A 21,819-nucleotide genomic window follows, 5' to 3' on the forward strand; every position below is an offset into this window, starting at 1 on the left:
GATGGGGCCATGAAAACCCCGCGTCGCCTCCCCGTGAGCCTTGAGGCACGGCCGTTCACTATCGCCGAGGCGGCCCGGGAGGGTGTCAGTACCAGGCGTCTGCGGCACGGGTCCCTGAACAGGCTCGGCAAGGGGATCCGTTCGGAGCGCCCGACGGCGGAACTCCCCTTGTGCGTCCGCGTACGCCCTTTCGTCGAGGTCAATGAGCGATGCGCCGCATCCCACCTCACGGCGGCAGAGCTTCTTGAGCTGCCGCGGCGTCGCCAGAAGGAGCCAACACAGATGTTCCACGTGATTAGACCGGAGGGTGCAGCACACCTCAACCGTCCACACATCGTCGGCCACCGCATGAAGCTCTATGAGGACGAGGTCACTATGGTTGACGGCGTCGCTGTCACCACCGTGGAGCGCACTTGGCTGGACATGGCCGAGATGCTGACCGTGGACGAATTGGTGGTCATGGGGGACAGCTGTGTGCGGAGCCCGCGGGGTGAATTCGAAGGAAGAGACACGCCGTTGTGCACCCTCGAAGATCTTCAGCGGATGATTGATCGCCACAAGGGCAAGCGCGGCCTGCGCAAAGCCAAGGAGGCCATCCAGCTGATCCGTGTGGGCTCCGATTCCCCGCAGGAATCATTGCTCCGGCTGGCCATCGCGCGAGCAGGATTACCGGAACCCGAACTCAACGTGCCGGTTGACGCCAGGGACGGCGGGAGGTTCCTGCAGCCTGACTTGTCCTACAAGAAGTACAGGATCGGCATCGAATACGAAGGCGAGGGCCACGGCAACGAAGCACAAGTGGTGCGGGACATTAGCCGCTCGGAACGGTATGAGGTTTTGGGCTGGACCGAAGTCCGGATCTCAAAGCGCCACATGGTGAACGATGCCAAGCCGGCGGTGGCGAAGATCCGGACCGCACTGATCCAAGCCGGTTGGCGTCCAACCCGCTCTTAAAAACGATTGCTCCCCACCGGCTCCCAGTCTTCGCGAGCTCAGGCCGGGGCCCTCGCCGGCGTGGCCCCACGTAACTGCCGTTCTGAATGGTCAAAACGGCAGTTACGGAGCAATCGAAGGTGAGGCCGGGGCGTTAGCCGAAGTACTTCGGCAGCGTGGCCTCGTGGGCTTCGTTGAGAGCGTCCAAGGAGAGCTCGTCCACGCCGTTGATCTCCAGCTTGCCGCCGGCAGCGTCGACGACGCCGATCCGGAGGTGGGCGAAGCCGCGGGCGGTGCACATGTCCTTGAAACGGATTTCCTCGGAGCGGGGAACGGACACGATGGCCCGGCCTTGGGACTCGGAGAACAACGCGGTGAACAGGTCCACGCCGTCGCGCTCCATGAGTTCGTCCAGCGCAATCCGGGCGCCGACGCCGTAGCGCAACGCGGACTCCACCAGCGCCGCGGCAAGGCCACCCTCGGAGAGGTCGTGCGCGGCGTCGATCATGCCGTCGCGCGAAGCGTTGATGAGGATCTCGCCGAGCTGGCGCTCGATGGAAAGGTCAACCTTAGGCGGCAAGCCGCCGAGGTGTCCGCGCAGGTTGGACCATTCCGAACCGTCCAGTTCCGCGGCCGTGGTGCCCAGCAGGTAGATGGCCTGGCCGTCTTCCTTCCAACCTGACGGCGTGCGGCGGGCGACGTCGTCGAGCTTGCCCAGCACTGCAACCACGGGGGAGGGGTGGATGGGCACGGTACCGGTCTGGTTGTAGAGCGAGACGTTGCCGCCGGTGACCGGGACGCCCAGCTCCATGCACGCGTCGGACAGGCCACGGATGGACTCGGCCAGCTGCCACATGACGTCCGGATCCTCAGGGGAACCGAAGTTCAGGCAGTCGCTGACGGCCATCGGTACGGCGCCGGAGGTGGCGACGTTGCGGTACGCCTCGGCCAGTGCCAGCTGTGCACCGTGGTACGGGTCGAGGTAGGTGTAGCGGCCGTTGGCGTCGGTGGCCAGGGCCACGCCAAGGCCGGTTTCCTCGTCCACGCGGACCACTCCGGCGTCGTCCGGGAACGCCATGGCGGTGTTGCCGCCGACGTAGCGGTCGTACTGCTTGGTGATCCAGGCCTTGCTGCACATGTTCGGCGAAGCAATGAGCTCGGTGACGGCCGCAGCCAGTTCCCCGGAGGTAGAGGGGCGGCCGGCGTCCTGCACGGAGCCCGTGAAGGTATCGGCCTGCACGGAATCCTGCCAAGAAGGGCGGGCAAACGGGCGGTCGTAGACCGGACCGTCGTGGGCAACGGTGCGCGGGTCGACGTCGACAATGACTTCGCCTTCCCACGTAATGATGAGGCGTCCGGTGTCGGTCACCTCGCCCAACCAGGAGTACTCCACAGCCCACTTGTCCATGACCGCTTCGAACGCGGCGATGTTCTCGGGCGTGACAACGGCCATCATGCGTTCCTGCGACTCGGACATCAGGATTTCGCCCGGGGTCAGGGTGGGGTCGCGGAGCAGCACCGAGGTCAGCTCAACCTGCATGCCGCCGTCGCCGTTGGAAGCGAGCTCGGACGTGGCGCAGGAGATACCGGCCGCGCCGAGGTCCTGGATACCCTCAACCAGCGAGCCCTTGAAGAGCTCCAGGCAGCACTCGATGAGCACCTTTTCAGCGAAAGGGTCGCCTACCTGGACGGCCGGGCGCTTGGAAGGCTTGGTGTCGTCGAAGGACTCCGAGGCCAGCACCGAGGCGCCGCCAATGCCGTCGCCGCCGGTGCGCGCACCGAACAGGACCACCTTGTTGCCCTTGCCGGAGGCGTTGGCCAGGCGGATGTCTTCGTGACGCATGACGCCGACTGCCAGCGCATTGACCAGCGGGTTGCCCTGGTACACGGAGTCGAACACCATTTCGCCGCCGATGTTCGGCAGGCCAAGCGAGTTGCCGTAGCCGCCGATGCCGGCAACGGCACCATGCATGACGCGGGCGGTGTCCGGGTGGTCGATGGCGCCGAAACGCAGCGGATCCATCACGGCAACCGGGCGGGCGCCCATGGAGATGATGTCGCGGACAATGCCGCCGATGCCGGTTGCGGCGCCCTGGTAGGGCTCCACGAACGACGGCGAGTTGTGGGACTCGATCTTGAACGTCACGGCCCAGCCGTCGCCCAGATTGGTGACGCCGGCGTTTTCGCCGATGCCCACGAGCATGTCCTTCTTCATCTCCTCGGTCACCTTTTCGCCGAACTGGCGCAGGTGGTTCTTCGAGGATTTGTACGAGCAGTGCTCGCTCCACATGACGGAGTACATGGCGAGTTCGGCGCCGGTGGGGCGACGGCCCAGGACCTTGACGACCTCGTCGAACTCGTTTTGCTTCAGGCCGAGCTCGGCCCAGGGAAGCTCGGTGTCCGGCGTCTTGGCCGCGTTCTCGACTGTGTCGATGTTGAACTTCTTGCCGACGGTTTCAGCTGAGGTAGTCACTGTGCGCCTCCCACGATCTTGTTCAGGACGGACGTGAAGAAGCCCAAGCCATCCGTGCCGGCGTTGGATTCCGGACCGAATCCGGGTTCCACCGCGTGCTCCGGGTGCGGCATGAGGCCTACCACGTTGCCGGCGGCGTTGCTGATGCCGGCGATGTCGCGGCGTGAACCGTTCGGGTTCCAGCCGACATAGCGGAACACGACGCGGCCTTCGGCCTCGAGGGCGTCCAGGGTCTTGTCGTCAGCGATGTACTGGCCATCCTGGTTCTTCAGCGGAACCGTGATTTCCTCGCCGGCCTCATAGTCCGAGGTCCACAGGGTGTTGTTGTTCTCCACGCGCAGCACCTGGTCGCGGCACAAGAACTTCAAGTGGTCGTTCTTGATCATGGAGCCCGGGAGCAGGTGCGACTCGGTAAGGATCTGGAAACCGTTGCAAATACCCAGGACAGGCAGCTTGGCCACGCTGTTGGCAGCATCGATGATGCGGGACATCAGCGGAGCGAAGCGCGAAATCGCGCCGGCGCGCAGGTAGTCGCCGTAGGAGAAACCGCCCGGGATGACGACGGCGTCCACGTCGGCCAGGTGCGTGTCGGCATGCCAGAGCGCGACGGCGGTGCCGCCTGCGAGACGGACCGCACGGGCGGCGTCGCGGTCGTCAAGGGTGCCGGGGAAGGTGACGACGCCGATCTTGGCCCCGACCAAATGGGGTTCGACGGCCACAGGGGCTCCGCCGATCAAAGGAAGTTCAGTCATGTCAGGCCTCGACGACCTCGACGTTGACGACGTCTTCGATCACCGGGTTGGACAGCAGGGTCTCGGCTGCCTCGCGGGCCTGGGCGAGGATGGCATCGGTCACCTCGCCATCGACGGTCAGTTCGAAGCGCTTGCCCTGGCGGACTGCGCTAAAGCTGGTGAAGCCGAGGCGGGGCAGTGCGCCCACGATGGCCTTCCCCTGAGGGTCCAGAATCTCGGGCTTGGGCATGACGTCGACGACGATCCGGGGCATCCGGTAACTCCTGTGCGTGAGCGTTGGTTAAACCTTGGTTAAAGGCTGCCGCGGAGTGGTGCCGTCTCACGCCGGGACTGCGCCCAAACAGTGTTCAGCAACAATGTCCGGGGCAGTGTCTTACGGAATAAGGGGGGCGCTCCGCGAGCTTGCATGCCCATTCTACCGGCCACATCGCTACATACCCTATTTGCGGGAGATCGGTGAAGAGGTGGCAACCAGGCAAAAGGTACGCGCCAATCCGCGGCGGCAGCCCGCCGTAGTCGGGCGTTTTCACTGCCCGACGGCGGCTCTGGCCGGGGGTGGTTTGCGTCACTAGGATTGCGGCATGGCCGAGAACGCTAAGTCGATGGTTTTGCCCGTGGTCCTTGCCGCTGTTTTTGCCGGCCTGGGGAGGATGGTTTTCCAAAGGATCATGGCAGACCGGGCTGCCCGGGAAAACCGCATTTCCGTCCCGCCGGATGCCTCGGCAAGGGCCAAAATCAGCGATGCGTTGAGGGGGACCCATTCTTAGGGCGGCTTGCGCGCTGAGGCCCGGTGGAGCGCAATAGGGCACGCGCAAATGCGCTAATCAGCCGGGTTGAAGGCGCGTATTCGGGAGGAGCTTGGAATTGCATGTGCGAAGCCCGCAATGCCCGGACCGGCCCCGGCGCCGAAGCGGCTGATTGCTTGACGTACCAACACGCTTAAGGCTCTTTTCAGTCCGCCTTCGTCTTAATATCTGAATATCCGCACAGCGGGCACGTCCCTCCCGAAGGGGGCGTGCCCGCTCCTGCGTGCGGATGTATTCTGATGCCGAATGACATGACAAAAAACGTGAAATGTGTCCTATGTAATATTCAGCTATCGCTCTGTACTCTATGAATCGGCTGGGCTTTACCTGATTACAAGAACTGTCAATCAGTGTCCGTCCGTAGTTGATTGATCTTGACATGACCGCCACGATCGCCCGGAAAGGTGCAATCACTCGTGAATTCACAAGGAAAGAGCTTCATTGGAAGCGGGGGGCTTCGAAAAGCTGCGGCACTAGCCGTCGGATTACCGGTTCTGCTCTCCTCGGTGGCTTTGACACCCGCTCAAGCTGCGCCCGCTTCCGGTTCAACGGTCTTCGGATCAACGGGTGCGGGGGTTGCCCGGAATGTCGACCCCAAGTCTTATCATGATGGACGCTACGTAGTGGTGCTGGCAGAGAAGCCAGCGGCCACGTACGACGGCGGAACGCCCGGCTATGTGCCCACCAAGCCGCAAGCGGGAAAGAAACTGGATGTAAGCAAGGCCGAAGTGAAGCAGTACCAGGCCCACTTGCAGCAGAAGCAGCAGGACGTGGCCAAGCAGCAGAGCGTGAGCATCAACCGCGACTACACCACAGCCATCAACGGCTTCAGCGCCACCCTGACCGCGAACCAGGCCGTCAATCTCGCGAAGAACCCCGAAGTTCTCCTCGTGGCCCCGGACACCCAGTCAGCTCCTGACTACTCCACCACCGATTTCCTCAACCTCAGCGGACCGAACGGGCTCTGGAACACCCAGTTCGGCGGCCAGGACCAGGCCGGAAAGGGCACTGTGGTGGGCGTCATCGACACCGGCTACACGCCCACAAGCAAGTTCTTCGCCGGCGATCCCGTCCAGCCGTTGGTCGGAAACCCCCAGGTAGGCGTCCCGTACCGCACCAGTGACGGCAAGATCGCCATGCTGAAGGCCAACGGAGACACGTTTGTGGGCGAGTGCCAGAAGGGCACCGACACTGGAGCGGCCTTCGACGGCACCGCGTGCAATTCCAAGGTCCTCAGCGCCCACTACTTCGCAGATGCCTTCCTGCAGTCCGTTCCGCCGGCCCAACGGGCACCCCAGGAACAGATCTCACCCATCGACGTCGCGAGCCACGGTACGCACACGGCCAGCACCGCGGCAGGAAACTCCGGGGTGGAAACGTTCGTGGATGGCCGCAGCTTCGGCAAGACGAGCGGCGTGGCACCAGCTGCCAAGCTCTCGATCTACAAGGTCTGCTGGGAAGACACCGACCCCAATTCGGGTGGCTGCTACAGTTCCGCGGCCATCGCGGCCATTGACCAGGCTATTGCCGACGGCGTGGACGTCCTGAATTACTCCATTTCCGGTGCCACTGACACCACCACCGACCCGGTCTCGCTGGCGTTCCTCTCGGCTGCGTCCGCCGGCATTTTTGTGGCCGCGTCCGCCGGAAACTCGGGACCCCAGGCCAGCACCGTCAACCACGGCGCACCCTGGATGACCACCGTTGCGGCTACTTCGTTCTCCCAGGCGCTCCAGGGAACCGTCGAATTCTCCGACGGCAGCAAGTACCGCGGAGCCAGCATCATGAATCACCAGGTGAACGGGGCCGGCGTCGTGCTCGCCGCAAACGCCGCCTCAGGTACCGGCAACGCGGCGCTCTGTGCGCCCGGGTCCCTGGACCCTGCGAAAATCGTCGGCAAGGTAGTGGTGTGTGACCGCGGGGTGGTTGACCGCGTCGCCAAGAGCGCCGAGGTCCTCCGCGGTGGGGGTGTGGGCATGATCCTCGTCAACCTCACCACCTCGTCGCTGGACACGGACAAGCACGCAGTGCCCACAGTCCACGTGAACCCGCCGGACTCGCAGGCCATCAAGGACAAGGTCGCCGCCAACCCCGCGATTACTGTTTCCCTGGTTGACCACGACACCACCGGGCTTCCGCTCGAGGCTCAGCCGCAGATCGCCGGCTTCTCCTCCCGCGGCCCGCTCCTCGCCACCGATTCGGATTTGCTCAAGCCGGACGTTTCGGCTCCCGGCGTTGCCGTGCTGGCCGGAGTTTCGCCCATCGGCAGCAACGGCGATGAGTACGGATTCATGTCCGGGACGTCCATGGCCTCCCCGCACATCGCAGGTTTCGGAGCCTTGATCATGGCGAAGAACCCCGATTGGTCACCGGCGACGGTCAAGTCGGCCATGATGACCACGGCGAGTGACGTCAAGCTGGCCGACGGAACCAAGAACACGGACGTCTTCGCCACCGGCGCCGGAGAGATGAACCCTGCCAGCGTGCTGGAACCGGGGCTGGTCTACGATGCCGGAACCGAGGACTACCTGAAGTTCATCCAGGGTACCGGCGTGGATCTCGGCATGCCGGGACTCGGCTCTACCTTGCCGCGCGACATGAACCTTCCATCGTTCGCCCTGGGCAACCTCGCGGGCAAGATCGAGGTCACCCGCACCGTCACGGCCCTGACTCCGGGACTGTACCGGGCCACGGTCAATGTGCCCGGTGTTGACGTCAAGGTCACTCCGTCCGTGCTGAACTTCAATGAGGTCGGCCAGAAGAAGACCTTCAAGGTGACGTTCGAGAACAAGAGCGCGGCGCTGGGTACCTTCGCGATGGGATCGTTGAAATGGGAAGGCGCCAACAAGTCGGTGGTCTCGCCGATCGCGGTTCGTCCGCAGTCGGTGCTGGCTTCCAAGAGCGTCGCCTTCACGTCCCAGCAGGCGAGCGGATCCGCGGACATCAACATCGTCTCCGGTTCCGACTCTCCGACGGCCGTGACCGTTGACGGCCTCTCCAAGGCCGACTCCTCGCCGGCGGAATTGGTTCCCGGTCCAGTGAATGTGGCGAACGATGCCTCGAACTTCGTCAAGTCCGCCACGGTTCCCGCCGGAACGGCGTTCGCGAAGTTCTCGGTGATCTCCTCGGATCCCACGGCGGATTTCGATCTGTATGTTCTGTCGCCCTCGGGTCAGTTGTTCACGGCAGCGACACCGAGTGCCAGTGAGTCCCTCTCGCTCGACAACCCGGAGCCCGGAACATACACGATCATCGCGAACTTGTATGCCAGCCCCAACAACCGGCCCACCAAGGCCAGTGTTGATGCCGCGATCCTGGGCGCAAACCAAGGCAACGCCACGGTCACGCCCAACCCGATCAAGATGAAGAACGGCAAATCCGGGAAGCTCACCTTCGCGTGGAGCAAGCTCACACCGGGCTCCTACATCGGTCGACTCACATTTGCCGGCACCAGCTCGCCGACCTTTGTGTCGGTCCTCGTCTCGGCAAACGGCACCGTGTCCGTGGTGCCGAATGATGACAAAGAAGGCCAGCACGGCAAGGGCAAACTCCAGAACGAAGGGGACGACCAGTCAAACAACGCGCTGTAGTGCGGCATTGACGGTCTGACAGATAAACAAGGCAGCGGCCGGCGGGATATCCCGCCGGCCGCTTTCTTGTCTTCCCACGGACGCGCGCTCACGTATAGGGCAAAATTCGTGGACGCTCGCTCACCTTTATGGCCCTTTTGGCCGACGCCCGCTCACGCATGTCGCTAAAGGGTGGAACCTCTTGCAGATCATGTGAGCGGGCGTTGGCTGGGGAGGGGTTATATGTGAGCGGGCGTTGGCTGGGGAGGGGTTATATGTGAGCGGGCGTTGGGTTAGATGTTTCCCGTAGAGCCCGCCACGCCGCCGAGGAGTGCGGCCATGGTTCGCCAGCGGGCGATCTCGCAGCCGTCCGTCCGGCTGAAGCGGCTGCTGACGTCGCGCCCATGGAACCGGCCCGTGACCGTCGCCACCTGCGGGCCGCCGTATTGTTGGGTGCAAATCCGGTCCGGGCGGGGAACCGGAAAGAAGATCTCTTCGCCGAATTGCTCGACGGCGGCAAGCGCCGCGCGGGAGTCCGGAAGGGTCGAGCCTTCGGAAACTTCGCCGCCCGAGCCGAGCAGGACGAACTCGTAGTCAACGGCGCCCGGTGCCTCTGTCAGCGTGACGGTGAGTTCGACGTCGTACTTTCCTGTGCTTGAAGTCATTGCTGTCCTTCGTGAGACGGTGTTAGTACGAGGAGTTCCAAGAGCGGCTGCACTTCGTCGAGGACCCGGGCCCGGAGCGCCTGGGCCTCGGCGGCGAATGCCCTCTGATACTCAACGTACTCGGCCTTGCCCTGCGGTGTCTCGATCCTGATGGCCGGATACCCCCACTCTTCAAGGTCGTAGGGGGACGCCTGCATGTCCATGGCCCGGATCCGCCAGGACAGCTCGAAACAGTCCATCACCAGTTCGCTCGGCAGTGCCGGCGTCAGTTTGTACGCCCATTTGTAGAGGTCCATATTGGCGTGCAGGCAGCCGGGTTGCTCCATGGTGCGCTGGTTGTCCCGCGTCGGGGTGAGTTCGTTGAGCGGGGTGGCGTCAGGAGTGTAGAAACGGAAGGCGTCGAAGTGGGAGCACCGGATCCGGTTGTCCTCGACTACGGTGTCCGTGCCTTCGGAGCCGAGCCGCAGCTTGAGGTATTCGTGACGGAGATCGAACTTGTCCTGGCGGTAGACCATGGCCCACTCGTGCAGCCCGAAGCAACCAAACTGGGCGGGCCGCGCAACGGTTCCGGCGAGGATGATGCCGGCGAAGCGAAGGGCCTCGGTGCGGTCGGCCACGAACCGGCTGCGGTCGAAGGTGACCGCCACGGTACCGGCGGGCAGTCCCGCGGACGCCAACGCGCCGTCGTCGAGCACTTGGTAATACTTCCACCCGGCCCGCTCGGCCGCCTTGGGGCCGGAGAGGACGACGCCGTCACCCGGGTGCCAGCGCAGCAGCTGGCCGGGCTTCTGGGTGTAGTAGGTGAAGAGGAAGTCTTCGACCGGATGCTTCTGGCCGGCGGAGCGACGGGCCAAGTATGGCTTGGCGTAGCGGTCAACGCGTTCGTGGTGGGCAGCCTCCAGCGCGAGCCACTTCTCTTGCGCGAGGTGCTGGTATTTAAGCTCCGGCACCGCTTGAACCCAGAATGTCGGCGACAGCGGCCCAGGCGGAGATTTCGCAGCCGTCCGTCAGTTTGTAGGCGGACTCGACGCCCACTCCGTCAACGGCGCCGGTGACTATTGCCGTCTGGGGTCCGCCGTAGCGCTGGTCGCAGACTTGGTCGCTGGGGCGCGGCGTGCGCGCGAGGAGGGCGGGGTTTTTCTTCAGGGCAGCGCACGCTGCGGCTGCGGTGGGGTGGTGGCTTTCAGCGGCGGGGACGCCGCCGGTGCAGACGAGTGTGTAGCTTTCAGGGGCTGCCGTGGGGGAGAGCCTGACGATGATGGAAAGTTCGGCTTCCCCGCGGCCGGATGAGCTGGGCACGGTGGGGGAGAACGAAGGGGTCGGTTTGCCGCTGGGAGACGCCGTTTCGTCAGGTAAAAGTCCTGTGGGGCTGCTCGACGGCGGGGACGACGTGCTGCTGCCGGGCGCCGAGGTGCTGGGCGGGTTGCCTCCGGGACTCGGCGTGCAGGCGGCAAGGCCAGCGGCGGCGAGGACGGCCAACACGGACCGGACTATTCGCAGGCGCATGGGGGATCTCCTTGATTTATGCCAGTTTATCGCCCGTGCCGGCCGCATGGTGCTGCGTGGCTGCGATGAGCCCGGTCATTGCCCGGTGCAGTTCGGCTACTTCGGCCCGCGTGAGTTGAAGCCGCTCCATGATGGTTCCAGGCACGGCCGTCGCCTGTTGCCTGAGGGCGGCGCCGGCGTCGGTCAAGGCAATGGCGAGGGCCCTTTCGTTTCCGTGGATGCGGTTGCGGGTCACGAATCCTGCTTCCTCGAGTCGCCTCAGGATGGGCGAAAGGGTGGCTGGCTCGTGCAGGAGAGCTTCGCTGATGTCCTTGAGCGTGCGCGGGCTGCGTTCCCAGAGGGCCAGCATCACAAGGTACTGCGGATGAGTCAGCCCCATTTTTTCAAGCACCGGCTTGTAGACGCCCACCACGCTCCGCGACGCCACGGTCAGGGCGAAGCACAACTGACGCTCAAGCAAGAGGTCATCTTCAGGCGGGGCAGTGGTTTCGGGGGCAAGGGGTGTGCCTGCGGCAGCCATGGCGTACTCCGTTCCGTGTGGGCGACCGGGCTGTTCCGGTCGATAGTTAGTGCACTAATTGTTAGTGTACTCTTAAACGACAGCATCCTTTTGAGAGAGGGTAGACCACGTGGCCAAAGAGACCATGACCCAGAGATTCATGCGCGCAACCGGCAAGCTGCGGGTCATTTTCGGGCCGGCGCACAGCAGTTCCCTGGATCATGAAATGACCGAGGAGAACAAGCGCCTCCTCGTGCGGCGCCAGGCCGAAGCGCAGCAATGGGAGACCATCCGCAGGCCGGACGGCAGCACCTATGTGGTCCCCAAGAACCCGGACGACAAGTCCCTTCGCTAGCCCCCACCTCGATGGACGACCGCCCGGGCCTTTTGTGGCTTGCGGGCGTAAAATTGGCCTCACTGGAACCACTCAGCTCCAACCGCACGGCTGGACCTCGCAGCGGGGAAGGAGGTGGGAATTGTGGGACATGCACTCGATAGCTTTATGAAGGTCACAGATCGACTGCGCTTCTGGTTCGGCCCGGCAGCCCGGGGCGACATTGATGCGCCCGTAGTCCACAAGCATGACGACTTCGAGACGGCGTCGGAAGAAGACCTGGGGCATTTCGTCGTCGAAACAGACGACCAAGGCCGCCACTACGGAATCCGCAAGGAAACCGCCTGAGGCCCTTTTTGCGGCTCCACGCCGCGGGGAAGCAAAAGAACCGGAGCGTAGGCTCCGGTTCTTTCACGTTAAGTACTTCAATTCCCGACGGCGGGCGCCCGGCTGTGCGTTCCCGTCCGGGGCCGGCTAGCGGCCGGTGCCGCCGTAGACGGTTGCCTCGGCGTCGCCGTCGAGATCGAACGCCTTGTGGATGGCGCGCACGGCGTCATCCAGCAGATCGGCGTGCGTGACCACGGAGATGCGGATCTCCGAGGTGGAAATCATGTTGATGTTGATGCCCGCGTCGGAGAGCGCCTTGAAAAAGGTGGCGGAGACGCCGGGGTGCGAACGCATGCCGGCGCCGATCAGCGAAAGCTTGCCGACGTTCTCGTTGTATTCGATGCTTTCGAAGCCGATTTCAGGCTGCGCGGCACGGAGGGCCGTCAGCGCGTCGGCGCCTTCCACGATGGGCAGGGTGAAGGAAATGTCCGTGCGGCCGGTACCGTGCGTGGACACGTTCTGGACGATCATGTCGATGTTCGAGTGTGCCTTGGCGATGACCTGGAAAATTGCGGCCGCCTTGCCGGGGATGTCCGGGACGCCGACCACGGTGACCTTGGCTTCTGAACGATCGTGTGCAACGCCGGAGATGATTGGCTGCTCCAAGGCAACTCCCTCTTGAATCGTGATCTTGTCGTCGGCGCTGGGAAGGACCCAGGTGCCTTCGTTCTGGCTGAATGAGGACCGGACGTGCAGGGGCACGCCAAATCGGCGGGCGTATTCCACGCAGCGCAAGTGCAGGATCTTGGCGCCGGAAGCTGCCAATTCCAGCATTTCCTCGCTGGAGATACGGTCGATCTTCGTGGCCGTGGAGACCACGCGCGGGTCCGCCGTGTAGATGCCGTCGACGTCCGTGTAGATTTCGCAGACATCCGCTTCGAGGGCGGCAGCGAGCGCCACGGCAGTGGTATCCGATCCGCCTCGGCCAAGCGTGGTGATCTCCCTGGTGCTCCGGGTCATGCCTTGGAAGCCGGCCACGATTGCCACGTGACCCTTGTCCAATGCAGTTCGGATGCGATGGGGGTCGACGTCGATAATGCGGGCCTTGCCGTGGATGCCGTCCGTGATCATGCCGGCCTGCGATCCGGTGAACGACTGGGCGGACGCGCCGAACTTGTTGATGGCCATGGCGAGCAGGGCCATGGAGATGCGCTCGCCCGCGGAGAGGAGCATGTCCATTTCGCGCGCGGGTGCGGAATCGGTGACTTGGGCGGCGAGATCCAGGAGTTCGTCCGTGGTGTCTCCCATGGCGGAAACCACCACAACAACTTCATTGCCGGCCTTTTGGGCGTCAACCACACGACGGGCAACACGCTTGATGCCTTCTGCATCGGACACCGAGGAGCCACCGAACTTCTGCACGATCAGCTGCTTGGTCTTGGCAGTCTGCGCGGTCAAGTCTTCGGTTTTCACTTCGGTCGTGGGCAAACTCATGCGCGCACCCTCACTGCTCAATTGGGGATCGTACGTTGCGTGGCCAGGTAGCGGCACGGCTACGTGGCTTATGTGGCCAGTTTATCGCCGGCCGCGGCGGGCGGGGGAATTGTGACCAAATCTCGGCCCTCGGGCGCATGCGGGGCGGTTTCGGCGTGGCGTACGATCAAGAAATACGCAGCCTGGGGGCATGTGGGCTCACGGGAATTGAAGCGTACTTGTTCTGTTTGGGGGAAACAGGTGAGTAGGGCATGTCCATAGCTGAAAGTTCAATCGTCCCGGGCAGCGGCGCCCTCGGCGTATCCGCGGAAGGCGTCGCACGCCGCTTCGGCACGGTCCACGCAGTAGAGCACATCGATTTCCACGCGCCGGCCGGGAAGGTCACGGCGCTCATCGGACCCAACGGGGCAGGCAAAACGACGCTCCTTCTCATGCTTGCATCGCTCCTGCGGCCGGACTCCGGAACCATCAGGATCAACGGCCTTGACCCTCTCCGGGACAGCGCCGCCGCTCGGCTTCAGATCGGTTGGATGCCGGACACCCTGGGGGTGTGGGAGTCCTTGACCGCGCGCGAAATCCTGGTCCAGATGGCGCGGTTCTACCGCCTGCCCAAGGCCGGCATCGTGCACCGCGTTTCCGGCTTGCTCGAACTTGTCCGGCTGGATGGGCTAGCCGACCAGCCCGCCCGCGTCCTCTCCAGGGGCCAGCAACAAAGGCTCAGCCTGGCCAGGGCCCTCATCCACGACCCCTCTGTGCTTCTGCTCGACGCCTGCGTCCGGCCTCGATCCGGGATCCCGGGTGGAGCTCCGAACCCTGCTGCGCCGCCTGGCCGGGGAAGGGAAGGCCGTGGTGGTTTCCTCCCACGTGCTCAGTGAGCTCGATGAAATCGCGGACGGAGCGGTGTTCGTCAGCCAAGGCCGCACCGTGAAACAGCAGACCCTCGAGGAGGCTGCCCTGCAAGGCCGGCGCTACGCGATCACAGCCCTCGACAACGCGGCCCTCACCGCAAAGCTCAGCGAACTCGGGCTGGAATACCGGGTGGAAGCGGGCCGTCGCCCCTCGGTCACTTTGCTGTTGACGCACGACGACGGCGCTGCCGCCCTCTTGGGCGAACTCGTCCGGTCCGGCATCGGCGTGGTTTCCTTCGCCCCCGCAGCCGGTGCCTTGGAAGAGACGTACATGAACCTGGATACGGAGAGGCCATGAGCGACGTGACTGAAACCATGCCGCGCCCGGCGGGACCGCAGGGAGCTACGGGAGGCTGGAACGCCGTCGTCGGCTATCTTGGCGGGATACGCGACGTGGTGGTCCTGGAGATGAAACAACGCTTGCGCTCCCGCGGCTGGTACATCATGGTGGGCATCTGGTTCTTTGTCGTCGCGATGGTCACGTGGCTGACCTGGCTCGCTTGGAACGCCAGCATGGAAGCGCGTCGCTCGACGATCCCGCCATCGGCGCTGGCCCCGCAGGACGGGGCGGGGTCCATGATCTTCGAGGTCGTGCTGGCTTTTGTGCTCCTGTTTGCCCTGCTCGTGGCACCGGCGCTGTCCGCCAATGCCATCAACGGAGACCGGGCCGGGGGCACGCTCGCCATCCTGCAGATCACCTTGCTGACCCCGGGCCAGATTCTGTGGGGCAAGTTCTGTGCGGGATGGCTCGCGGCGCTCGCCTTCCTGGCGACAAGCGCCCCGTTCCTTGTCTTCGGCATGTTCCAAGGCGGGCTGACTCCGGGGCACGTGGTGGTTTCCTTGCTGATGCTCGCGGTGGAACTTGCCGTTGTCTGCGGGATCGGAGTGGGGATTTCTGCGCTCGCGGGGCGCCCCTTGTTCTCGATCGTGGTGACCTACTTGGTGGTTGCCGCGCTGGTGGTCGGATCGTTGATTTCGTTCGCGCTGGGGGCTCAATTGGCGCAGGGTACGGTGTTGGCCAATACTCCCGTTGGCCGTCCGTTGTCATATGTTCCAGTGCAGCCGGATCAACAAGGGCAGCCGACTGAAGCGGTGCAGCCGGGCTACACCTGCGAGGGTCCCCTGGTGGAGCATTCGGCCGTCCGGACCGATCGCGTGGCATGGATGCTCGCGTTGAATCCCTATGTGGTGGTGGCCGACGCCATTCCTTATCCGGACCGGAGCGGATCGGCGTTCTACTCGGTCGGCATGATCGAGGGCATCAGCCAGGGTGCCAGGTCCGCGCTCGCCGGCCCGGACCACACCTTCACCTGTGCCAACGGCGTGCAGCAGCCGCAGTACCTCAAGCAGTCGACGCCCTTGTGGCCCCTGGGACTCGGCCTGCAACTGCTCCTGACAGGTCTGCTCATGTGGCTCGGCTGGCGTTCGCTGCGGACGCCCGCCAGCCGCTTGGCCAACGGGACGCGGATCGCTTAAACCGGGCGGGTCGCCGGTTCGCGATCGGCGTGCTGCCTACATGAGGGCGTTGCGGCGACCCTCGAAGGCCCTTCCGAGGGTAACTTCGTCCGCGTACTCCAGGTCTCCGCCCACCGGGAGGCCGGAAGCAAGCCTGGTGACGGTGATGCCGATCGACTTCAGCATGCGGGCCAAATAGGTCGCCGTCGCTTCGCCTTCGAGGTTGGGGTCGGTCGCGATGATGATTTCCTGGATGGCGCCGTCGTTGAGCCGGGTCAGAAGCTCGCGGATGCGGAGTTGCTCGGGCCCGACGCCGGCAATGGGATTGATGGCGCCGCCGAGGACATGGTACCGGCCGCGGAAGGACCGCGTCCGTTCCACCGCCAGGACGTCCTTGGATTCTTCCACCACGCAGATCACCGAGGGGTCGCGGCGCGGATCGCGGCAGATGTTGCACAGCTCCTGCTCGGTGACGTTGCCGCAGACAGTACAGAACTTCACCCGTTCCTTGACTGTGGTGATGGCCGCGACCAGCCGCTTCATGTCCTCGGGATCGGCCTCAAGGATGTGGAAGGCCAGACGCTGCGCCGATTTCGGCCCGACGCCAGGGAGCCGGCCGAGCTCGTCGATCAGCTCTTGTACTGCGCCTTCGTACACAATGTCCTCGTTCATTCGGTGTGGACGCCGTTCCTGTTCGGCTGGCGTCTCGGTTTGGTGGCACCATTTTGCGGCGCCTGTGGGCCCTCGCGGGGTTCCAGGAGGTTTCCCGCCGAAGTCCGTGCGGCCCCGCGCAGGGTGTGGTTACGGCGTCCGGTTTCCAGCGGCTTGTTAGCGGCGCATGCTATCCAGCGACCGTTCTTCCAGTAGCTTCCCGCCCAGAATACGCTCGACGGCGGCCCGTCCAAAGACTCCCGACTCCTCGATCGTTTCGTCGTCCGCACTCGGGATGTCTTCCACCACGCTGCCGGGAGCGAAGGCAGCCCGCGCTGGTGCTTTCTCGCGTCCAGCCATGGCTTCCGGGCTGTTGGAAAGCCGTTGGTACAGGCTCTGCTTCCCGGTCCCCGAAGGCGCCGAAACTGTTGCTGGCGCTGGGGCAGGCGTAGTCGCGCGGGCAGGTGCAGCGGCAGGCGCCGGGGTTAGTGCGGGCGCCGAGGCTTGTGGCTGGTGTGGAATCTGCGCGGCGGCAGGTTCATAGACGGGACTGGACGTAGCCGGCGCGGAGGACGTGCTCGGACGGTCGGAGTCGGCAGAGGTGCCCGAAGCCGCGGAACCAACGTTGGATTCGGCGCCGACCACCCACGAGCCGGGCGCGTGCTCGACGGCCCTGGACCACGGATCTTCCGAGGCATTGGACTTCGGCTCCGGAGATGCTTTGGTGGAGCGCTCGTTCGCGGGGGCAGAACCGGCGGAGGCTGGGGCGTTCGACGCCGAGGCGTCGCCCAGTGGCGATGCGGTCGGGGCCAGGGCGGCGGCGCCAGCCGTGGAAGTGAAGCCCGAAGGAGCCGACGGTTCCCAATCCATGGGCGGTTCTTCGTCCAGCGGCGGAGCGTCCTCGTCCCGAGGGGGACCCCAGTCATCGTCCGAATAGGAAAAGTCAGCAACCGGTTCTGCCGGTGCTGCCGCGGACGACGCAGCTGCTGCGGCCGGCGATGCCATGGCATTCGCCGGGGCCGGAGCCTCCGCAACTTCCGAGGCGGGCTGAACGTGCTCCGCCGGTGCCGGGGCCGTGTGGGTTGGAGGCGTTGGGGTTGGTGCCGTGCGGGCTAGTGCCGGCGGTACGGTGGCGGCATCGGGCTGGTCTGCTTCCAGGGCGGCATGGCTTTGCGCCGCAGGGGCAAGTCCCCATGCGGTATCCACAGCGGAGGACGCCGTGGGAGAGGCGCCACCCCCGGCAGGGGGCGCCGGGTCAGCCGGTGCTTTTGGGTTTGGTTCAGAGCTACCTGAGCTGTTGCCGCCGACGATTGACGTGATCTGGCAGTCGATGCCGATCGTCTTGTGGATGGCTTGGCGAAGGTTCTCGGCATGGTCTGCGCGGCTGAAGGCGCTCGCAAGTCCGTCCGTGCCGAATGCCAAGGTCAGAAGATGGCCGTCGAATTGTGCCACCTGCGCGTTCGCTCCGACCAAGGCCCAGCTGCTGCGCTTGATCTTGGTGAGCGTTTGGAGGATTTCGGGCCAAGCCCGCCGGATGACTTCTACATCGGCGCCACCCGTAGCGGGCCGCGCGGCCGGTGCGGATGCTGGCTGTTGTGCGGTCGGCGACGGCGCCCCGGGTACTGACTGTTCCGCGGGCGCAGGCGCCGAAGCCTGGGCAGGTGCGGGCGTTTGTTGGGGTGCCGGGGTTGGAGCTGCTGCCGCCACGGGTCGGGGCTGGTCCTGATTTGCCACTGGTTGAGCCGATGGCGCAGGGGCAACGGGCAGTGCCGCAGAAGCTTGCGCCGTTTGTTCGGGTGCAGGGCGGCTGGACTGCTGCCGCGTTTCATCCACGGGCCAGTCGGTAGTGGACACTCTCGGCGGTGTCAGTTGTTCCCGGGACGGTTCCCCGGTTGCAGGTGCAGGTTCATGGCCGGGAACCGGTGCCTCAGCGACGTCGGCGGGCCTGGTCGAGGCTGCCCGAGGCATTGGTGAGTGGAGCGCCGGCGAGGCGGGAGCGGGACTGGCGTCCGCCGTCGGGCGTTCCATCGGGTGATCAGCCGGGCGGGCAGTTGGCGCGGCGGAAGTGGAAGGCGCTGCAGCAGCTTCAGGCGGAGTCTGGGCTGCCGCGGGAGGAAGCGACTCGCCGTAGTTGAGGCGGCGTTCGACGCGGTCGATCCGGGCGGCGATGCCACGTTCGGTCTGCTCGGAACTGGGCAGCAGGATGCGGGCGCAGAGCAGTTCGAGATGCAGCCGTGGCGAGGTGGCGCCGGTCATCTCAGTGAGTGCGGTGTTAGTGACATCGGCGGCACGGGAAAGCTCAGCGGCACCGAGGTTGTTGGCCTGGCTCCGCATGCGGGCGATCTGGTCCGCCGGCATGCCGCGGAGGATGGCTTGGGCGCTTTCCGGCATGGCTTGGACAATGATGAGGTCGCGGAACCGCTCCAGCAGGTCCTCGACGAAGCGTCGGGGATCGTGTCCGGTTTGGATGACACGGTCCACGGCCCGGAAGACAGTGGCGGAATCGGATGCGGCGATTGCTTCCACCACGTCGTCGAGCAGAGAAGCGTGCGTATAACCGAGTAGTGCGACGGCGAGCTCGTAGTCCAGGCCGTTGGGACCGGCGCCGGCCATCAACTGGTCCAATACGGAAAGCGAATCGCGCACGGAACCACCGCCGGCCCGGATGACGAGCGAGAGCACGCCGGGAGCCACGGGCACGTTTTCCTGTTGGCAGAGAAGCTCGAGGTACTGCATCAGGGGCTCGGGCGGTACCAGCCGGAAGGGATAGTGGTGTGTGCGGGAGCGGATGGTCCCGATGACCTTGTCCGGCTCAGTGGTAGCGAAGATGAATTTGATGTGCTCCGGCGGCTCTTCGACGATTTTCAGCAGCGCGTTGAAGCCGGCGGAGGTGACCATGTGGGCTTCGTCAATGATGAAGATCTTGTAGCGGTCCCGGACCGGGGCGAAAGTGGCGCGTTCGCGGAGATCCCGGGCGTCGTCCACGCCGCCGTGGCTGGCGGCGTCGATCTCGATGACATCGAGCGAGCCGGAGCCGCCGCGGGCCAGCTCGACGCAGCTGTTGCATTTGCCGCAAGGAGTGTCCGTGGGGCCTTCGGCGCAATTGAGGCAGCGGGCGAGGATGCGGGCGGACGTGGTTTTTCCGCAACCGCGGGGGCCGGAGAAGAGGTAGGCGTGGTTGACCCGGTTTTTGCGCAGGGCCGTCATGAGCGGCTCGGTGACGTGTTCCTGCCCGATAACGTCCGCGAAAGAATCGGGGCGATATCTGCGGTAAAGAGCAGTGGTAACAGTCACAGGGGAAACCTACCTATAGGGACTGACATTTAAATAAGAGACCCCTCATGCACCCGCCAGAGCCCATCTACCCTTGCTACCTTCCGGTCCTGGGGGAGTTCAACAGGATGACGCCACATGAGGGGCCGTCGACAAGCTTACCCGAAGTTATCGAGCCCTCCGAATCTGCGGACATGTGCCTTGCGGGAGCCGGGAAATGGACATGTCCCTTCGGCGCTCGGAGGTTCCAATGGACATGTCCCCTTTGAGAGCCAAGGAGTGGACATATTGGGACTATGTCCGGTCCTCGTGAGCAGGGGAGGGCATGTCCAGTTGTTAGGGGAGGGCAGGTCCGGGGGGCTAGCGCCAGCCGTTCACGGGCCACGTCATGAAGGCGGGCTCCTCATAAGGGTGGGCTGCGCGCAGGGCCCGGACTACGGCGTCGAGCATGTCCGCCTCAACGACGCACTCGACCCGGATTTCGGGCACGGTTTCGCCTTGCCCGACCATTCCGATGAACGGTTGCGCTCCCCGTAAGGGAGTGAAACGTCCCGTGCCCGGAGTGGTGAAGGAGCAATGCGAATAGTCGCCGATTCTTCCGGCCCCGGCATCGCCGATCGCGGCCAGCAAGCCCTCGCTATGGGATGCCGGGACGTAGACAACGAGGGCGTGCAGTTGGCTCATTCCACCATCCTTCCAGTGTCCGCTCAAAAACAGGTCAAAGGATGGTTTCCAATCTCCATTGCCAAACCGCTGAGCCCAGCGGACTATAGGTATGTACACCGATTGGGGCAATCTCAAGATTGTGAGGTGCAGGGCCTGGTTTCAGGGGCTGGACCCAGCAGCTCAACGGAGTGCCGGAGGAATGGACGCATTGGGGGCGTCCATTTTTACGTTTAAGCGCACGCAGGTCCTGCACGACACCATGAAAGTCCCGATTGGGCGATGCCGAAATTCTCGGGTACAGTGGAGTCTGCTTTTGATTCAGAAGCAATGGAGAATTCGCCTAGCGGCCTATGGCGCACGCCTGGAACGCGTGTTGGGTTAACGCCCTCGGGGGTTCAAATCCCCCATTCTCCGCGTTTGGCCCCGGTCTTTGGACCGGGGCCTTTTTGCGTTCCGGCCCTATTCGAACCGGGGTCGGATTTCGCCAATCAACCCCAACCCTAAACCCGCTCGGCAGCAACCCGCTCCAACACTTCCCGGCAGGCGAGGATCGCCGGGTGGATCCGGCCTGCCGTGCGCGTCGACGTGAAGACTGTCCGCGTGGGGAGCCCGGGGAGATCGAGCAGTTGGACCGGCGTCGTCCGGCCTGTCCACACGAGGTCCGGCATGAGCGCCACGGCATTGCCGGACTCGATAAGCCGGATTTGCGCTTGAAGGTCGGCGGTTTCGTAGCGGACATCGGGCTCGAAACCGGCGGTGCGGCATGCTTGCTCCGCCCAGTGTCGCGATGCCGCACCGTGCGGTTCCATGACCCATGGCAGCGAAGCCGTGTCAGCGAGCGAGGAGATCGATTCCCCGCCGAGGCCAAGCGGGGGAGTGGCCAGCCTGATGGCGTCGCTGGTCAGGGTGGCCCGGTCCAGGCCGGGGTGGTGCGGTGCGGCGTGCCCGGGATATTGCTCGGCCACCACGATGTCGAAGTCCCGCGCCCACGTTTCGTAGAGCGCGGTCTCGGGTTCGCGCTGGATCATCTCCACTCGCACTTCGGGATACTCGCCCTTCATGATGGTGAGGAAGTCCGGCATGAGTGCGAGGGCGGCGGTTTGGAATACGGCCAGCCGCACCGTGCCCGTCACCGTCGAGAGGGACGCGGCGAGGTCCGTCTCTGCCCGCTCGAGGGTGGCCAGCAAGGACGCGGCATGCTCTACAAGGATCTCGGCCTGCGGCGTCAGCTGGACCCGGCGGCCGGATTTTCTCAGCAGTTTCACGCCGGCTTCCTTCTCCAACAAGGTCAGCTGCTGGGACACGGAGGATGGGCTGTATTTCATCGCGTCCGCCACTTCTGCGAGCGTTCCGCGGATCTTCAGTTCGTGCAGCAAGCGCAGCCTGCGGACGTCCAGCATTCGGCTCTCCAGAAGGTTCGAGAAATCTAATGAATATTCTTCAGAAAAGATCGCTTTTCCTAATCTGATTGTAGATCCATACTGATGGAAACAAAGCACTCTACGCAC

Annotated in this window: 20 protein-coding genes, 1 tRNA gene and 1 other RNA gene; 9 read left to right on the forward strand and 13 right to left on the reverse strand. The window is 64.4% G+C overall.

Translation table 11 applies throughout. From position 1 onward, the window contains the following. Positions 1-9 precede the first annotated feature (9 nt). On the forward strand, positions 10-954 hold the full coding sequence (locus QRN45_RS17045) for a hypothetical protein (protein WP_241707358.1): 945 nt from the start codon (positions 10-12) through the stop codon (positions 952-954). 133 nt (positions 955-1,087) lie between these two features. Here QRN45_RS17045 and purL read toward each other — a convergent pair whose 3' ends face one another. From purL to purS, 3 genes are read right to left on the reverse strand one after another with little or no spacing between them, the layout of a single operon-like run. Beyond that, on the reverse strand, positions 1,088-3,406 hold the full coding sequence (gene purL, locus QRN45_RS17050; protein WP_078106761.1) for a phosphoribosylformylglycinamidine synthase subunit PurL: 2,319 nt from the start codon (positions 3,404-3,406) through the stop codon (positions 1,088-1,090). Further along, complete coding sequence (gene purQ / locus QRN45_RS17055) at positions 3,403-4,158, reverse strand: phosphoribosylformylglycinamidine synthase subunit PurQ (RefSeq protein ID WP_284764119.1); 756 nt, start codon at positions 4,156-4,158, stop codon at positions 3,403-3,405. The genes purL and purQ overlap by 4 nt, the downstream gene beginning before the upstream one ends. Position 4,159: 1 nt before the next feature. After that, a complete protein-coding gene (gene purS / locus QRN45_RS17060; RefSeq protein WP_028265707.1) occupies positions 4,160-4,411 on the reverse strand; it encodes a phosphoribosylformylglycinamidine synthase subunit PurS in 252 nt (83 codons plus the stop codon). 328 nt (positions 4,412-4,739) lie between these two features. Between purS and QRN45_RS17065 the strand changes: the two genes are divergently transcribed. Both QRN45_RS17065 and QRN45_RS17070 read left to right on the forward strand, forming a co-directional pair. After that, positions 4,740-4,925 (forward strand): hypothetical protein, encoded by a 186-nt coding sequence (locus tag QRN45_RS17065; RefSeq protein ID WP_078106759.1) that lies wholly within the window; start codon positions 4,740-4,742, stop codon positions 4,923-4,925. Positions 4,926-5,587: 662 nt separating this feature from the next. Further along, the gene (locus QRN45_RS17070; protein WP_284764120.1) at positions 5,588-8,554 is read left to right on the forward strand and encodes a S8 family serine peptidase; all 2,967 of its coding nucleotides are present in this window, start codon (positions 5,588-5,590) and stop codon (positions 8,552-8,554) included. A 272-nt stretch (positions 8,555-8,826) separates the two neighbouring features. On the opposite strand, the gene QRN45_RS17075 is transcribed toward QRN45_RS17070, so the two are convergent. From QRN45_RS17075 to QRN45_RS17090, 4 genes are read right to left on the reverse strand one after another with little or no spacing between them, the layout of a single operon-like run. Then, positions 8,827-9,198, reverse strand: coding sequence for a serine protease inhibitor (locus tag QRN45_RS17075; protein ID WP_284764122.1), 372 nt, complete (start codon positions 9,196-9,198; stop codon positions 8,827-8,829). After that, positions 9,195-10,148, reverse strand: coding sequence for a 3-methyladenine DNA glycosylase (locus QRN45_RS17080; protein ID WP_284764123.1), 954 nt, complete (start codon positions 10,146-10,148; stop codon positions 9,195-9,197). The genes QRN45_RS17075 and QRN45_RS17080 overlap by 4 nt, the downstream gene beginning before the upstream one ends. Further along, entirely contained in the window at positions 10,135-10,704 is a 570-nt protein-coding gene (locus QRN45_RS17085; protein WP_284764125.1) for an SSI family serine proteinase inhibitor, read from the reverse strand. Before QRN45_RS17085 ends, QRN45_RS17080 begins: the two co-directional genes overlap by 14 nt. Before the next feature lie 16 nt (positions 10,705-10,720). Further along, positions 10,721-11,224: a MarR family winged helix-turn-helix transcriptional regulator gene (locus tag QRN45_RS17090; RefSeq protein ID WP_241710119.1), complete on the reverse strand. Its 504-nt coding sequence runs from the start codon at positions 11,222-11,224 to the stop codon at positions 10,721-10,723. Between the two features lie 124 nt (positions 11,225-11,348). Here QRN45_RS17090 and QRN45_RS17095 point away from each other — a divergent pair, with 124 nt between their 5' ends. Both QRN45_RS17095 and QRN45_RS17100 read left to right on the forward strand, forming a co-directional pair. Then, positions 11,349-11,558, forward strand: a complete 210-nt coding sequence (locus QRN45_RS17095) for a hypothetical protein (protein ID WP_241710118.1) — start codon at positions 11,349-11,351, stop codon at positions 11,556-11,558. 147 nt (positions 11,559-11,705) lie between these two features. Beyond that, positions 11,706-11,885: a hypothetical protein gene (locus tag QRN45_RS17100; RefSeq protein ID WP_264637275.1), complete on the forward strand. Its 180-nt coding sequence runs from the start codon at positions 11,706-11,708 to the stop codon at positions 11,883-11,885. Between the two features lie 126 nt (positions 11,886-12,011). Here QRN45_RS17100 and QRN45_RS17105 read toward each other — a convergent pair whose 3' ends face one another. Next, positions 12,012-13,358 (reverse strand): aspartate kinase, encoded by a 1,347-nt coding sequence (locus tag QRN45_RS17105; RefSeq protein ID WP_078106752.1) that lies wholly within the window; start codon positions 13,356-13,358, stop codon positions 12,012-12,014. A gap of 251 nt (positions 13,359-13,609) precedes the next feature. Between QRN45_RS17105 and QRN45_RS17110 the strand changes: the two genes are divergently transcribed. From QRN45_RS17110 to QRN45_RS17115, 3 genes are read left to right on the forward strand one after another with little or no spacing between them, the layout of a single operon-like run. Next, positions 13,610-14,233 (forward strand): ABC transporter ATP-binding protein, encoded by a 624-nt coding sequence (locus QRN45_RS17110; protein WP_350309781.1) that lies wholly within the window; start codon positions 13,610-13,612, stop codon positions 14,231-14,233. Beyond that, positions 14,205-14,564, forward strand: coding sequence for a hypothetical protein (locus QRN45_RS20955; protein WP_350309782.1), 360 nt, complete (start codon positions 14,205-14,207; stop codon positions 14,562-14,564). The genes QRN45_RS17110 and QRN45_RS20955 overlap by 29 nt, the downstream gene beginning before the upstream one ends. Continuing rightward, on the forward strand, positions 14,561-15,742 hold the full coding sequence (locus QRN45_RS17115) for an ABC transporter permease (RefSeq protein ID WP_284764126.1): 1,182 nt from the start codon (positions 14,561-14,563) through the stop codon (positions 15,740-15,742). Before QRN45_RS20955 ends, QRN45_RS17115 begins: the two co-directional genes overlap by 4 nt. A 36-nt stretch (positions 15,743-15,778) precedes the next feature. Here QRN45_RS17115 and recR read toward each other — a convergent pair whose 3' ends face one another. The 4 genes from recR to QRN45_RS17135 form a co-directional block, all read right to left on the reverse strand. Further along, positions 15,779-16,378, reverse strand: a complete 600-nt coding sequence (recR, locus tag QRN45_RS17120; protein ID WP_284764136.1) for a recombination mediator RecR — start codon at positions 16,376-16,378, stop codon at positions 15,779-15,781. Between the two features lie 171 nt (positions 16,379-16,549). Continuing rightward, on the reverse strand, positions 16,550-19,666 hold the full coding sequence (locus tag QRN45_RS17125) for a DNA polymerase III subunit gamma and tau (protein ID WP_284764128.1): 3,117 nt from the start codon (positions 19,664-19,666) through the stop codon (positions 16,550-16,552). 33 nt (positions 19,667-19,699) lie between these two features. Beyond that, an RNA gene (gene ffs, locus QRN45_RS17130) (signal recognition particle sRNA small type) lies at positions 19,700-19,796 on the reverse strand. Between the two features lie 209 nt (positions 19,797-20,005). Beyond that, a complete protein-coding gene (locus QRN45_RS17135) occupies positions 20,006-20,329 on the reverse strand; it encodes a YqfO family protein (RefSeq protein WP_241710113.1) in 324 nt (107 codons plus the stop codon). A gap of 311 nt (positions 20,330-20,640) precedes the next feature. On the opposite strand from QRN45_RS17135, the gene QRN45_RS17140 reads away from it, so the two are divergent. Next, positions 20,641-20,725: transfer RNA gene (locus tag QRN45_RS17140), tRNA-Ser, on the forward strand. Between the two features lie 86 nt (positions 20,726-20,811). Here the strand turns inward: QRN45_RS17140 and QRN45_RS17145 are convergent. After that, positions 20,812-21,711: a LysR substrate-binding domain-containing protein gene (locus QRN45_RS17145; protein ID WP_241710112.1), complete on the reverse strand. Its 900-nt coding sequence runs from the start codon at positions 21,709-21,711 to the stop codon at positions 20,812-20,814. Positions 21,712-21,819: the final 108 nt, after the last annotated feature.

The sequence above is a fragment of the Arthrobacter sp. efr-133-R2A-63 genome, assembly GCF_030209795.1.
Taxonomy (GTDB): Bacteria; Actinomycetota; Actinomycetes; order Actinomycetales; family Micrococcaceae; genus Arthrobacter; species Arthrobacter bambusae_A.